We start from the raw sequence: 13709 nt of genomic DNA, 5'->3' as shown, positions 1-13709 counted from the left end.
GTCCTCCGTCAGCGGTAGGTGAGCAGATCCGTCGGCAGGTGGGTGTGCTCGTTGAACGCGAGCAGCGTACGGCCGGACGCGCCGGTCACGACCGTGGTCACGCCGGCGTTGATCGCGACCGTGTTCAGGCGGGGCCAGAGCATGTGCGCGTCGGCGCTCCAGGTCGCGGCGTCACCGGCGAGCAGGTGGGCGGCCACCACGGCGAGCGGTCCGCCGGAGGTGAACACGACGGCCGTCTCGCCCTTGCCGAGCGCCGAGGTCACACGGTCGAAGGCGGCGAGGACCCGGGACGTGAACGACGCGTACGACTCGGGGTAGTCCGCATCGTGCTCGCCGGAGGCCCACCGCGCGACCGCGGCGACGAAGGTCGCCTGGAAGGCGCGCGCGTCGGTCGTCGCGTACCCCGGGGCGTACGCCTCGACGACCGACTCGTGCGGGAACTCGTCCCACCCGCCGTCGACGTCGTAGCCGTCCGACGGTCCGGCGGCGTCGAGCGCGGCGATCGCGGTCTGGGCGTGCCGCTTCATCGACCCGGCGTACGCCTGGGTGGGCAGGAAGCCCGAGGCTTCCCACGCCTGGCCGAGCGCCGTCGCCTGGGCGCGCCCACGATCGGACAGCCGGTCGTAGTCGTCGGTGCCGAACGACGCCTGACCGTGGCGTACGAGGTAGACGGCGCTCACCCGACGACCTTCGCCCCGTCGGTCCGCGCGCCGGTGGCGCTCTGCTCCTCGGCGGCGGCCTTGGTGGCGGCCCGACGCATCGCGGCGCGGTAGAGCGCCGGCAGGAAGCGCTTGGCGAGGTAGGCGAGCCGCGCGTCGCGGTCGGGCAGCACGAGGTGTCGGCCCGCGTCGAGCTGACGCAGGGTCTCACCGGCGACGTCCGCGGCGCTGCGTGACGACCCCTCGATCAGCGCGCGGGCCGAGTCGGCGGCCGAGGGGTCGGGCCCGTGGATCGAGTCGGCCAGGTTGGTCCGGAAGAACGACGGACAGACGACGGCGACCCCCACGCCGTACGGCTCGAGCTCCCAGCGCAGCGTCTCGCTCAGCGCGACGACGCCGGCCTTGACCGCGTTGTACTCGCTCATGCGCGGCGGGTGCACGAGGCCGGCGGCCGAGGCGACGTTGACGATCAGGCCTGCGCGCCTCTTCTTCATCAGCGGTGCGACCGTCCGGCACCCGCGAGCGACGCCGAGCAGGTTGATCCCGGTGATCCGGTCCCAGCCGTCCTCGGTCGTGGCGTCGATCGGGCCGCCGGCGGCGACCCCGGCGTTGTTCACCAGGACGTCGAGGCCGCTCCAGCGCTGCTCGGCGTCGTCCAGCGCGGCCGCCCAGTCGGCCTCGCTGGTGACGTCGAGGCGCCGGTACGCGAGGGTGCCACCGGCTCCCGCCCCGAGCGCGTCGAGCGTGGGCGGGGTGGGCGCGTGGACGTCCGTCGCGAGGACCCGGCACCCCCGATCCAGCAGCGCGGTGGTGAGCGCGAGGCCGAAGCCCGAGGCCGCTCCGGTCACGAGGACACGGTCGCCCGTACGTACGGTCATGGCCGCGACCTTATCGACGCGGCCCCCGTCCGTACGCCCGCGGCCTTCAGATCACGGTTGGGTAACAGACTTGGGAGCGCTCCCAATCTGGGGTTGACCTGGCCCTGTGACTCACGCCACAGTGCATGGGAGCGCTCCCACCGTGGGGGCGGCGGAGGAGAGATTCCAAGTGACTACACGTCGTTCGCGCTGGCTGGCCTCAGCAGCCGCGCTCGTCGCGATGACCGCGTTCGCAACAGCGTGCGGCAGCGACGACAGTGCATCCGGTTCCGACGACGAGGAGATCACCCTGCGGGTGAACCTCTTCGGCAAGTTCGGCTACGCAGACCTCTACAAGCAGTACGAGGACGAGAACCCCAACATCACCATCGTGGAGACCGCCGAGGGCGACCTGGGCGCGTACAACACGCAGCTCCAGCAGCGGATCGCGGCCGGCACCGGCGCCGGCGACATCGTCGCGATCGAGGAGGGACAGGCCGTCAACTTCCTGCAGGCCGCCGACCAGTTCGTGAACCTGCAGGACCACGGCGCCAACGACCTGAAGGACCAGTTCCTGCCCTGGAAGTTCGAGGGTGCGACGACGGCCGACGGCTCGACCACCATCGGCCTCGGGACCGACGTCGGCGGCATGGCGATGTGCTACCGCCGCGACCTCTTCGAGGAGGCCGGGCTCCCGACCGACCGCGAGCAGGTGGCCGCGCTGTGGCCCACGTGGGACGACTACATCGCCACCGGCGAGAAGTACAAGGCCGCGATGGGCGACGAGTCGGCGTTCATGGACAGCTCCACGAACACCTACAACTCGATCCTCATGCAGAACGCGGAGTACACGTACTTCGACCGTGACGACACCCTCGTGATCGACTCCAACCCGGCCGTCAAGGACGCCTGGGACACCGCCGTGGCGATCTCCGACGACGGTCTGACCGCAAAGCTCAAGGCGTTCTCGCCGGAGTGGAACGCCGGCTTCAAGAACGGCGACTTCGCGACGATCGCGTGCCCCGCGTGGATGACCGGCTACATCAAGGACCAGTCCGGTGAGGAGAACGCCGGCAACTGGGACATCACGACGGTCCCCGGCGGCTCCGGCAACTGGGGCGGCTCCTGGCTCGCGGTCCCGACCCAGTCGGAGCACCAGGAGGAGGCGATCGAGCTGATCAAGTTCCTCACCAGCGCCGACGGCCAGCTCGCCGCGTTCGAGGCCGAGGGCAACCTCCCCTCGAACCCGACCCTGTACGACGACCCGGCCCTCCAGGGTGCGACGAACGAGTACTTCAGCGACGCCCCGGTCGGCCAGATCTTCGTCGAGGGCGCCGCCGCGCTCGAGCCGGTCTACCTCGGCGCGCAGAACCAGCCGGTCCGCGACGCCGTGGAGAACGCGCTTCGCAGCGTGGAGAACGGGCAGCGCAGCTCGGAGGAGGCCTGGGACACCGCGGTCAGCGACGCCGAGAAGGCAGCGCAGTCCTGACCCACCAGACGCGTGGCGCTCGCACCGCAGCCCCCTGCGGCGGTGCGGGCGCCACGTCACCAGGGGTCCGCCCGGACCCTCGACCAAGAAGGTGAGACATGACGCTGCGCGACCGGCTCGCACGCCTCGACATCGCCGGAGCCCCGTACCTGTTCATCGCCCCGTTCTTCATCCTGTTCGGGATCTTCGGGCTCTTCCCGCTCGGCTACACGCTGTGGGTGTCCCTGCACGACTGGAGCCTGCTGGCCGGTGACCAGGGCTTCGTCGGGCTCGCGAACTACTCCGAGCTCCTCGGCGACGACTACTTCTGGAACAGCCTGCTCAACACGTTCGCGATCTTCCTGATCGCGACGATCCCGCAGATCCTCATGGCCCTCGGCCTGGCCCAGGTGCTCAACACCAGCCTGCGGGCGATCACGTTCTGGCGGATGGGGGTCGTGCTCCCGATCGTCACGTCGGTCGCTGCCGTCGGGATCATCTTCTCGATGATCTTCGCCCGCGACTTCGGGCTCGCGAACTGGCTGCTCAGCCTGGTCGGTGTCGACCCGATCGCGTGGAACCAGGAGCGGCTGCCGTCGTGGATCGCGATCGCGACGATGGTGGACTGGCGCTGGACCGGCTACAACGCGCTGATCCTGCTCGCGGCGCTCCAGGCCGTACCGAAGGAGCTGTACGAGTCGGCGCGGCTCGACGGCGCCGGCGCGGTCCGTCAGTGGTGGTCGATCACGATCCCGATGCTGCGGCCGACGCTCGTGTTCGTGGTCACCGTCGCGACGATCGGCGGCATCCAGCTCTTCACCGAGCCGCTGCTGTTCAACCCCGGGGCCAACGCCATCACCGGCGGCGAGCTGCGCCAGTTCCAGACCAGCACGATGTACCTCGTCGAGGAGGCGTTCACCGGGCAGCGGTTCGGCTACGCGTCCACGATCGCGTGGGCCCTCTTCATCGTCATCGTGCTCGTCTCCCTCATCAACTCCGTCATCGTCCGGCGGATCCGTTCCGTGGACTGAGGAGCGCCATGACCATTCGACCCGACGCCCCGCCGTCCGACCCCGCCGCGACCTCGACCGGCCGGCTGATCCCGATCCCGCACGACCCCGAGCTGCCGACACCGGTCAAGCGGCGCCGCCGCAGCCTGCGCAGCGCGTCGCCGATGACCTACCTCGTGCTGACGTTCGTCGTGCTGATCTCGGCCGGCCCGCTCTACTACATGGTCGTGATGGCCTCGCGCCCCAACAGCGACATCACGTCCGTGCCGCCGCCGCTCACGCCTGGCGGCGAGCTCGGAACGAACGCCGACCGGGTCCTCAACAGCCCGGACGTCGCCTTCGTCCAGGCGCTGATCAACTCGTTCCTCGTCTCGGCGGTCGCGACCATCACGGTGGTCACGCTCTCGTCGCTCGCCGGGTTCGCGTTCGCGAAGCTGCGCTTCAAGGGCCGCAACATCTTCCTGCTCGCGGTGATCGGCACGATGATGGTGCCGGTCCAGCTCGCCCTGGTCCCGCTCTACATGCTGATGGGCTGGCTCGGTCTGGCCGGCAGCCTGTGGTCCGCGGTGCTGCCGTTCCTCGTCACCGGGTTCGGCGTGTTCTTCATGCGCCAGTACATCGTGACCGCGATCCCCGACGAGCTGATCGAGGCCGCGCGCGTGGACGGGGCCTCGACGCTGCGGATCTTCTGGCAGGTGATCTTCCCTGCCCTGCGTCCCGCCGCCGCCGTGCTCGGCCTGCTCACGTTCATGGAGCGGTGGAACGACTTCATGTGGCCCTACCTCACCCTCTCGCCCGAGAACCCGACCGTGCAGGTGGCCCTGCAGCGGCTCTCGAGCGGCTACTACACCGACCAGGCCCTCGTGATGGCCGGCACGCTTCTCGGGACCATCCCGCTGGTGCTCGTGTTCGTGGTCTTCGGTCGCCAGATCGTCAGCGGAATCATGGAAGGCGGCGTCAAGGCATGAGCCCGAACCCGACCCACGACAGCACCCCCACCAACGGCCTCGCCGGCTCGTTCCCGGCGGACTTCACCTTCGGCGTCGCGACGTCGTCGTTCCAGATCGAGGGGGCCGTCGACGCCGACGGCAAGACCCCGTCCATCTGGGACAGCTTCTGCGCGGAGCCGGGCCGCGTGATCGACGGCGACACCGGCGAGGTCGCGGTCGACCACTACCGCCGGATGCCCGGCGACGTCGAGCTGATGCGCGAGCTCGGGATGGGGGCGTACCGCTTCTCGATCTCCTGGCCGCGCGTCCAGCCGCACGGCACCGGGCCTGGCAACGCGGCCGGGATCGGCTTCTACGACCGACTCGTCGACGAGCTGCTCGCCGCCGGGATCACGCCGTGGGCGACGCTCTACCACTGGGACCTTCCGGTCGAGCTCGAGCAGGCCGGCGGGTGGCCGGTGCGCGAGACCGCCGAGCGGTTCGCGGAGTACGCCGGGATCGTCGCCGAGGCGCTCGGCGACCGGCTCCGCCACCTGATCACGCTGAACGAACCGTGGTGCTCGGCGTTCCTCGGCTACGCCTCCGGCATCCACGCCCCCGGACGTCGAGACCCCGCCGCCGCCCTCGCGGCCTCGCACCACCTGCTGCTCGGGCACGGCATGGCGGTCGAGGCCATCCGTGCGGCCGCACCGGACGCCCAGGTCGGCATCACCCTGAACCTGTATCCGACCGACCCCGCGGGCGAGGGCGAGGGGTACGCCGACGCGGTCCGGCGGATCGACGGGCTGTCGAACCGCTGGTTCCTCGACCCGGTCTTCGGCCGCGGCTACCCCGCCGACGTCGTCGCCGACGTCGCGCACGTCACCGACCTCGCGTTCGTCCACGACGGCGACACCGACCGGATCGCCGCGCCCCTGGACTTCCTCGGCGTGAACTACTACACCCGTCACGTGGTCGCGCCGTCCGCGTACCCGGGCACGAACGCCGTCGACTTCCGCTTCCGCGGCTACCCGACGACCGCGACCGGGTGGGAGATCGACCCGGACGGGCTGTACGACGTGGTCTCGCGGGTGCGTGACGACTACCCGTCGATCCCGATCGTCCTGACCGAGAACGGCGCCGCGTTCGACGACGAGGTCGCCGACGACGGCTCGGTGCACGATCCCGACCGGGTGGCGTTCCTGCGGGAGCACCTCCAGGCCGCGGCTCGGCTGCTGAAGGACGGTGTCGATCTGCGCGGCTACTTCGCGTGGTCCCTGATGGACAACTTCGAGTGGGCCGAGGGCTATGCGAAGCGGTTCGGCATCGTCCACGTCGACTACGCGACGCAGCGCCGTACCCCCAAGTCCAGCGCCCTGTGGTACGCGGCGCTGCTGCGCGAGCACGCGGGCGGGATACTGGGGACATGAGCGACGAGTCTCCGGTGCGACCGGGCGCACCGAGACCCACGCTCGAGCAGGTCGCCGCCCGCGCCGGAGTCGGTCGCGGCACAGCGTCGCGGGTGATCAACGGCTCGCCGAGCGTGTCCGCGCGCACCCGCGAGGCCGTGATGCAGGCGGTCGACGAGCTCGGGTACGTGCCGAACCAGGCTGCCCGCTCGCTCGTGACCCGACGCACCGGTGCGATCGCGCTGGTGATCGCGGAGCCGGAGGAGCGGTTGTTCAGCGAACCGTTCTTCGCCGGCGTGGTCCGCGGCATCTCCGAGGCCGCCGACGAGGCCGGTCGGCAGCTCGTGCTGGTGCTCGCCCGCGGATCCGGTCGTACGGCCGAGCCCGCGACGTACCTCAGTCCGCAGCACGTCGACGGCGTCCTGCTGCTGTCCCAGCACGCCGGCGACCCGCTCCCGGGGGTGCTCCGCGAGCGGGGTCTCGAGCTCGTGCTCGGCGGTCGGCCCGCGGACCCGGACGGGCTGCCGTACGTCGACGTCGACAACACCGGTGGGGCCCGGACCGCCGTCGAGCACCTGCTCCAGCGCGGTCGCCGCCGGATCGTCACGGTCGCGGGGCCGCAGGACATGACCGCAGCCGAGGACCGCCTCGCCGGCTACCGCACCACTCTGGCCGACGCCGGACTGCAGGTGCACGACTCCGACGTCGCCGAGGGCGACTTCACCGAGCAGGGGGGCCTGGTCGCGACGCGGCGCCTGCTGGAGCAGGTCCCGGACCTCGACGCGGTCTTCGCGGCCTCCGACCCGATGGCGGTCGGGGCGATCCGCGCGCTCCGCGAGGCCGGGCGCAGAGTCCCCCAGGACGTGGCGGTGATCGGGTTCGACGACTCGACGATGGCGGCGATGACCGACCCGCCGCTCACGACGATCGCGCAGCCGGTCGACCGGATCGGGCACGAGCTCGTCGCGATGCTGCTGTCGCGGATCGCACCCGGCGACGCAACGCCCGCCCCGATGGTCGAGCTCCCCACGACACTGGTGATCCGCGAGTCCACCTGAGTCGTCGGCGCGGCCTCCCGCCGTGGCGGACTCCCCAGGCGGCCTCCTGCCGTGGCGGACTCCCCAGCCAACTCGCCTTGGCGGACTCCCCAGCCAACTGGGGAACCCGGCACCTGGCGCCGATGGTTTCCCGCGCCAGCTGCGGGTCTCCCCAGTTGGCTGGGGAGTCTGCCGACGCCGCTCAGGCCCGGGCGGCGCGCAGGGTTCGTGCGATCGCGTCGTACCCGCGCGCCTGCGCGTGCTCGAGCGCCGTCACGCCGTCGTGATCGGCGATCGTGACGTCGACACCCGCGTCGACGAGGATCTGCACGATCCGCTGGTACGGGCGGGTGCCGTCGCCCAGGATCACCGCCTCCAGCAGCGCCGTCCACCCCAGGTCGTTCACGTGGTCGAGATCCACCGCGGTCCGTACGACCCGGCGTACGTAGTCGACGTGCCCGCGCTCGGAGGCGGGGATCGGCGACAGCCCACCGAACCGGTTGCGGATCGACAGGTCCGGGTCCGCCGGCAGCAGGATCTCGAGCATGGCGACGCTGCCGGTCACGCCCGTGACCAGCCACGGGGTGTCGTGGCGGTCGTCGAGCGCGTCCGGATCCGCGCCGAGGTGGACGAGCAGGCGGGCGACCGCGGTCCGGTCCGCGGCAGCGGCACGCAGCAGCGGGGTCCGCCCGGCCTCGTCGCGGACCTCGAGCCGGGCACCGTCGCGCAGAGCGAGGGCCGCAGCGTCGGCATCGCCTTCCTCCGCCGCGCGCAGCAGCCGCCGGCCGGCGATCTGCCGATCGACCTCCGGGCGGTCCGCGGCACGTCGCAGCAGGCTCGCCTGGCGCTCGAGCCCACGCGTACGAGCGTGAGCGAGCGGGCTGACGCCGTCGCGCTGCGACGCGAGCGTGACGTCGGCACCCGCCGCGACCAGCACTCGCACGGTGTCGACGTAGCGGTGGTCGTCGGCGTCGGCGAAGACCAACGCTTCGTGGAGCGCCGTCCATCCGAGGTTGTTCACGTGGTCGACGTCGACGCCGGCCTGCACGAGGCGCCCGGCGACGTCGGCGTGACCGCGCTCGGCCGCGCGGATCAGTCCGATGCCGTCGAAGGAGTCGAGACTGGTCACCTTGCCTCCGTTCTTCAGCGTCAGATCGAGCAGGCGCAGGTAGCCCTCGCTGGTGGTGATGAGGTAGGCGCTCTGCTCCGTCTCGTCCTTCGCGTTCACGTCGGCGCCCTCGGCGATGAGCCGTCGGGCACGGGCGACGTCGTCGTCCCATGCCGCGGCCCGCAGGCGTCGGTCGAGCTGGGCCTGGCTCAGCGATCGACGAGGCGTGCGCGGCGTGGCCGTCTGCGGCGACACGGTCGGACTCGCGTCCGCCGAGGGACTCGGGGTCGGCGAGGGCGCGGTGCTCGAGGCCGTGCTCGCGGGATCGGAGCCGGCTCCGCGGTCGCCGTCGTCCGTACGGTCGGGAGCGCACCCGGCGAGCAGCACCGCGATCCCCGCCGCCAGGGCGGTCGCCCACGAACGTCCGGACCGGAGAGCCGACACAGTCATGATTTAACGGTATACCGCTAATTCAAGCGGTCGAGCCCGTCATCGCCGGGGCAGCGCCACGACCCCGACCGGCACGTGTCCGGCGATCCGGGCCGCGGTGGACCCGAGGAAGACCCGCTCGACCGGGCCCTCGTGGCTCGAGCCGAGCACCAGGAGGTCACCTTCCTCCCACCGGAACCGCTCAGCGACCCGCCGCCACGAGTCCGCGACGGCGACGACCTGCTCCCCGACCTCGACACCGGCCGCTGCGATCCGCTCGGCGGCCTCGGCATGGACGCGCTCGACGTCCTCGCGCCACACCGCGAACACCTCCGCGTCCGCCCGGCGCCCGCCGCCGAACGGGAGCGCCGGGAGCCGCCGTACACCGAATGTGACGAGCGCGATCGATGCGCCGAGCCAGCGAGCGAGCGCCAGCGCGCCCTCGACGGCACCCTCGTCCGACGGTTCGGCGTCCAGGCCCAGGACCAGTCGCTCGACCCGGTCCCCCGCGTCGGACCAGAACGAGCGCGGCGCGACGCCGATCGGGAGCGGCGAGCTGTGGACGAGCCGGTTCGCGATCGCACCGAAGGCGACCTGCCCGCGGTGCGCGTCGTCGCTCGATCCGAGGACGATCCCCCGTGCTTCGACCTCCTGCGCGATCGACAGGATGGAGCGCGGGACGGAGCGGCCGACCCGGATCACGGTCCTGCTCTCGATCTCGGCGGGGACGACCGCGACCGCGTCCCGCAGCGCCTGCACGGCGAGGCCCTCGAGGTACTGGCGCCACTCCGCGTCGGTGCCGTGCGCGATCGTCCGGCCGCCCCACGCGTCGGGGACCACGCAGCACAGCACCACGTCGTCGGACGCCGTCGCGGCGACCCGGCCGGCGAGGTGGGCCGCACTCAGCCCACGCCCGTCCGGGCCGATCGCCGCGAGGATCGTCACGGCAGGACCTCCTCGTCGGCCGGTGGGTTCCGCCCGATCCGCGAGTGCCGGTAGCCGTAGAAGCGGTAGTAGATCAGCACGATCGCGACCCAGACGAGGAAGACCACGTACGTGTACCAGTGCAGGCCGATCAGCACGTAGATGCAGGCGGCGATCGAGAGGATCGGCAGCACGGGGTAGAACGGCACCTTGAAGGACCGCTCGAGATCGGGAGCGCGCCGCCGCAGGATGATCACCCCGGCCGACACCGTCATGAAGGCGACCAGCGTGCCGATGCTGACGGTGTCGAGCAGCCAGTTCAGCGGGACGAACCCGGCGACGATCGCGACCACGGTCGACACGATGATCGTGTTCGGGATCGGGGTGAGGGTGCGGGGATTCACCTTCGAGAACACCGGCGGGATCATCCCGTCGCGGGACATCGTGAAGAGGATCCGGGTCTGGCCGTAGATCACCACGAGCGTGATCGAGAAGATCGAGATCACCGCGCCGGCCGCGAGCACCGTGCTCGGCCACGTGGAGCCGGTGACGTTCTCGAGGATCTGGGCGAGACCGGCCTCCTGACCCTCGAAGTCCTCCCACGGCTGCGCCGCGACCGCGGTGAGGGCGACGAGCACGTACAGCGTGGAGACGATGATCAGCGCCATGATGATCGCGCGCGGCATCGTCTTCTCCGGGTCCTTCACCTCGTCACCCGCCGTCGAGACCGCGTCGAGCCCGATGTAGGAGAAGAAGATCGTCGCCGACGCGGCCTGGATTCCCGCGACTCCGAACGGCGCGAACTCGGCGAGGTTGTCGGAGTTCCAGCCGGTCGCGGCGATCGCGATGAACATCACGAGGACGCCGACCTTGATCAGCACCATGATCGCGTTGATCGTCGCGGACTCGCTGGCGCCCCTGATCAGCAGCAGCGCGCACATCGCGACCAGGATCATCGAGGGAAGGTTCACGACACCGCCGGCTTCGGGCGCCGCCGCGAGGGCCTTCGGGATCTCCCAGCCGAACAGGTTGTCGAGCAGCTGGTTGAGGTACTCCGACCAGCCGACCGCGACCGCCGACGCCGACACGCCGTACTCCAGCAGCAAGCAGGCCGCGACCCCCATCGCGACCACCTCGCCCATCGTCGCGTACGCGTAGGAGTAGGACGACCCCGAGACCGGGACGCTGCCGGCGAGCTCCGCGTAGCAGAGCGCGGTCAGACCGGCGGTGACCGCGGCGATGACGAACGAGATCACCACGGCGGGCCCGGCCTCCGGGGCGGCCTCGGTGAGGACGAAGAAGATGCCGGTGCCGACGGTGGCGCCGACACCGAAGGCGGTCAGCTGCCACAGTCCGATCGTGCGCTTCAGCCCCTCTTCCTCGTGGGGCTCTCGACCCACCGGCATGCGACGGAAGACGGACGTGCTCGCTTCAGGAGCCATGAACCATCCAACGCACCGCTTGCGCGGACCCGCAACCCGAGTTCAGGGGTGCACGTTTCCGTTGCCGGCAACGGAAACGCGAACCGGGCACCGCGGAATCACGTGATTCTGCGGTGCCCGGATCCGGGTTGCGTTGCCGGCAACGAGGACCGGCGGCCCGTACGGCGTGGTCTCGACCGGCCCGACCAGCCGTACGGGGTGGTCCGTCAGGCCGTGAACGGCTCGTTCTTCGATGCCGCCTCGAGCAGCGACGCCGGCGGGGTGAAGCGCTCGCCGTACACCTTGGCCAGCTCGTGCGCGCGGTCGACGAACGCCTGCACGCCGATCACGCCCTGCTCGGACTCGTAGCCGTTGATGTACTGGATCACGCCACCGGTGTGCGGCGGGAAGCCGATCCCGAAGATCGAGCCGATGTTCGCGTCGGCGACGGTGCGCAGGACGCCCTCGTCGAAGCACTTGACGGTCTCGAGGCTCATCACGAAGGTGAGCCGCTCCTTGAGGTCCGCGAACGGCGCCTCGGTCTCGGACGTCGGGAAGGTCTCGCCGAGGCCCTCCCACAGACCGGTCCGCTTGCCGTCGGCGTACTCGTAGAAGCCCGCGCCCTTGAGCCGGCCCGAGCGATCCGCGGCGATCATCGTGTCGATGACGGCCTCGGCCGGGTGCGGCACGTACGTCTGGCCGGCGGCCTCGATCGCGGCCTTCGTCTCGTTGCGGATCTTCGACATCAGCTCGAGGTTGAGCTCGTCGGACAGCTGCAGGACCGGGGCCGGGAAGCCGGCCTGGGTGGTCGCGCGCTCGATCGTGACCGGGTGGACGCCCTCGGCGAGCATCGCCAGGCCCTCGTTCACGAACGTGCCGATCACCCGGCTGGTGAAGAAGCCGCGGCTGTCGTTCACGACGATCGGGGTCTTCTTGATCTGCTGGGTGTAGTCGATCGCGCGGGCGAGCGCCTCGTCGGAGGTCTTCTCGCCGACGATCAGCTCGACCAGCGGCATCTTGTCGACCGGGCTGAAGAAGTGGACGCCCACGAAGTCCTCGGGACGCGTGACGCCCTCGGCCAGCGTGGTGATCGGCAGGGTGGAGGTGTTGGAGCCGAGCAGCGCGTCGGCGTTCACGACCTTCTCCAGGTCACCGAAGACCTGCTTCTTCAGGTCGACGGACTCGAAGACGGCCTCGACCACGAAGTCGCAGCCCTCGAGGACGGCGTAGTCGTCGGTGGGGGTGATGAGGGCGAGGACCTCGTCCCGCTTCTCGGGCGTCATGCGGCCCTTGTCGACCTGCTTGTCGAGGAGCTTCTGGCTGTAGGCCTTGCCCTTCTCGGCCGCCTCGAGCGAGACGTCCTTGAGCACGACCTCGATCCCCGCGCGCGCCGAGACGTACGCGATGCCGGCGCCCATCATGCCCGCGCCGAGCACGGCGAGCTTCGTCGCCCTGGTCTTCTCGACGCCGTCCGGACGCGACCCGCCGGCGTTGATCGCGCCGAGGTCGAAGAAGAAGGCCTGCGTCATGTTCTTGAACTGCTGGCCCGTGACCAGGTCCACGAAGTAGCGCGACTCGATCCGCGACGCGGTGTCGACGTCGACCTGCGCGCCCTCGACGGCCGCGGACATGATGTTGCGCGGCGCCTTCATCGGCGCACCCTTGAGCTGCTTGCGCAGGTTCGAGGGGAACGCCGGCAGGAACTGCGCGAGCTTCGGCGAGCTCGGCGTGCCGCCGGGCATCCGGTAGCCCTTGCGGTCCCACGGCTGGGTCGCAGCATCGGCGTCGTCCTTGTGCGCCTCGATCCAGGCCTTCGCTGCCGGCACGAGCTCCTCGCGGGTCGCGACGACCTCGTCGACGAGGCCCGCCTCGAGCGCCGCGGCCGGCTTGCGCCGCTGGCCCTGGAGCAGGATCTCCATCAGGGCCTTCTGGAGGCCGAACATCCGGACCGTACGGGTGACGCCGCCGCCCGCCGGCAGCAGACCGAGGGTGACCTCGGGCAGACCGATCTCGTAGCGGCCGTCGACCGCCACGCGGTGGTGGCAGGCGAGGGCGATCTCGAGACCGCCGCCGAGCGCAGCGCCGTTGATCGCGGCGACGACCGGCTTGCCGATCGTCTCGAGCCGGCGCAGGACCGCCTTCATCGACTCGACGCCCGCGAAGACCTCCTCGGCGTCCTGCGGCTTCATCTGCGTCATCAGCTTGAGGTCGCCGCCGGCGAAGAACGTGCTCTTCGCGCTGGTGACGACGACGCCGACGACGTCGTCCTTCTCGGCCTCGAGCCGCTCGACGGCCTTGGCCATCGACGCCTGGTAGGCCTCGTTCATCGTGTTCGCGGACTGGGTCGGGTCGTCGAGGACCAGGGTGACGATGCCGTCCTCGCCGCGCTCGTACCGCACGGCCTCAGCCGTCGTGTTCTCCGTCATGGGTGTTCTGCTCCGTGGAAGTGAGAGGTGAG

At 70.8% G+C, this 13709-nt stretch carries 11 protein-coding genes; 5 read left to right on the top strand and 6 right to left on the bottom strand.

Annotation, left to right across the window (positions count from 1 at the left end):
• Nucleotides 1–8: 8 nt before the first annotated feature.
• Both CLV56_RS10555 and CLV56_RS10550 read right to left on the bottom strand, forming a co-directional pair.
• Complete coding sequence (locus CLV56_RS10555) at nucleotides 9–680, bottom strand: histidine phosphatase family protein (protein ID WP_039363663.1); 672 nt, start codon at nucleotides 678–680, stop codon at nucleotides 9–11.
• Nucleotides 677–1537 carry an SDR family NAD(P)-dependent oxidoreductase gene (locus tag CLV56_RS10550; protein ID WP_100414798.1) on the bottom strand — a complete coding sequence of 287 codons (861 nt, stop codon included), beginning with the start codon at nucleotides 1535–1537 and terminating at the stop codon, nucleotides 677–679. Before CLV56_RS10550 ends, CLV56_RS10555 begins: the two co-directional genes overlap by 4 nt.
• A gap of 169 nt (nucleotides 1538–1706) precedes the next feature.
• Between CLV56_RS10550 and CLV56_RS10545 the strand changes: the two genes are divergently transcribed.
• From CLV56_RS10545 to CLV56_RS10525, 5 genes are all read left to right on the top strand, one after another.
• Entirely contained in the window at nucleotides 1707–3005 is a 1299-nt protein-coding gene (locus CLV56_RS10545) for an ABC transporter substrate-binding protein (protein ID WP_039363660.1), read from the top strand.
• A gap of 98 nt (nucleotides 3006–3103) precedes the next feature.
• Nucleotides 3104–4015, top strand: coding sequence for a carbohydrate ABC transporter permease (locus tag CLV56_RS10540; protein WP_100414796.1), 912 nt, complete (start codon nucleotides 3104–3106; stop codon nucleotides 4013–4015).
• 8 nt (nucleotides 4016–4023) lie between these two features.
• Nucleotides 4024–4962, top strand: a complete 939-nt coding sequence (locus CLV56_RS10535; RefSeq protein ID WP_100414795.1) for a carbohydrate ABC transporter permease — start codon at nucleotides 4024–4026, stop codon at nucleotides 4960–4962.
• Nucleotides 4959–6353 (top strand): GH1 family beta-glucosidase, encoded by a 1395-nt coding sequence (locus tag CLV56_RS10530; protein WP_100414794.1) that lies wholly within the window; start codon nucleotides 4959–4961, stop codon nucleotides 6351–6353. Before CLV56_RS10535 ends, CLV56_RS10530 begins: the two co-directional genes overlap by 4 nt.
• Nucleotides 6350–7390 carry a LacI family DNA-binding transcriptional regulator gene (locus CLV56_RS10525; RefSeq protein WP_039363657.1) on the top strand — a complete coding sequence of 347 codons (1041 nt, stop codon included), beginning with the start codon at nucleotides 6350–6352 and terminating at the stop codon, nucleotides 7388–7390. The genes CLV56_RS10530 and CLV56_RS10525 overlap by 4 nt, the downstream gene beginning before the upstream one ends.
• A gap of 181 nt (nucleotides 7391–7571) precedes the next feature.
• Here the strand turns inward: CLV56_RS10525 and CLV56_RS10520 are convergent, their stop codons facing one another.
• From CLV56_RS10520 to CLV56_RS10505, 4 genes are all read right to left on the bottom strand, one after another.
• Nucleotides 7572–8927, bottom strand: coding sequence for an ankyrin repeat domain-containing protein (locus CLV56_RS10520; protein ID WP_100414793.1), 1356 nt, complete (start codon nucleotides 8925–8927; stop codon nucleotides 7572–7574).
• A gap of 39 nt (nucleotides 8928–8966) precedes the next feature.
• Nucleotides 8967–9851, bottom strand: coding sequence for a universal stress protein (locus CLV56_RS10515; protein WP_039363655.1), 885 nt, complete (start codon nucleotides 9849–9851; stop codon nucleotides 8967–8969).
• Nucleotides 9848–11272, bottom strand: coding sequence for an APC family permease (locus CLV56_RS10510; protein WP_039363653.1), 1425 nt, complete (start codon nucleotides 11270–11272; stop codon nucleotides 9848–9850). The genes CLV56_RS10515 and CLV56_RS10510 overlap by 4 nt, the downstream gene beginning before the upstream one ends.
• A 206-nt stretch (nucleotides 11273–11478) precedes the next feature.
• Nucleotides 11479–13677, bottom strand: coding sequence for a 3-hydroxyacyl-CoA dehydrogenase NAD-binding domain-containing protein (locus tag CLV56_RS10505; protein ID WP_039363650.1), 2199 nt, complete (start codon nucleotides 13675–13677; stop codon nucleotides 11479–11481).
• Nucleotides 13678–13709 lie beyond the last annotated feature (32 nt).

This window comes from Mumia flava (assembly GCF_002797495.1).
Lineage (GTDB): Bacteria > Actinomycetota > Actinomycetes > Propionibacteriales > Nocardioidaceae > Mumia > Mumia flava.
Note: the sequence above shows the minus strand (reverse complement) of the source record. Positions and strands in the feature narration are given on the sequence as shown.

What these genes read in the sequence shown, in the direction of transcription:
- CLV56_RS10520 (WP_100414793.1), bottom strand. Translation starts at nt 8,927, where the DNA reads ATGACTGTGTCGGCTCTCCGGTCCGGACGTTCGTGGGCGACCGCCCTG.
- CLV56_RS10550 (WP_100414798.1), bottom strand. Translation starts at nt 1,537, where the DNA reads ATGACCGTACGTACGGGCGACCGTGTCCTCGTGACCGGAGCGGCCTCG.
- CLV56_RS10535 (WP_100414795.1), top strand. Translation starts at nt 4,024, where the DNA reads ATGACCATTCGACCCGACGCCCCGCCGTCCGACCCCGCCGCGACCTCG.
- CLV56_RS10505 (WP_039363650.1), bottom strand. Translation starts at nt 13,677, where the DNA reads ATGACGGAGAACACGACGGCTGAGGCCGTGCGGTACGAGCGCGGCGAG.
- CLV56_RS10510 (WP_039363653.1), bottom strand. Translation starts at nt 11,272, where the DNA reads ATGGCTCCTGAAGCGAGCACGTCCGTCTTCCGTCGCATGCCGGTGGGT.
- CLV56_RS10540 (WP_100414796.1), top strand. Translation starts at nt 3,104, where the DNA reads ATGACGCTGCGCGACCGGCTCGCACGCCTCGACATCGCCGGAGCCCCG.
- CLV56_RS10530 (WP_100414794.1), top strand. Translation starts at nt 4,959, where the DNA reads ATGAGCCCGAACCCGACCCACGACAGCACCCCCACCAACGGCCTCGCC.
- CLV56_RS10525 (WP_039363657.1), top strand. Translation starts at nt 6,350, where the DNA reads ATGAGCGACGAGTCTCCGGTGCGACCGGGCGCACCGAGACCCACGCTC.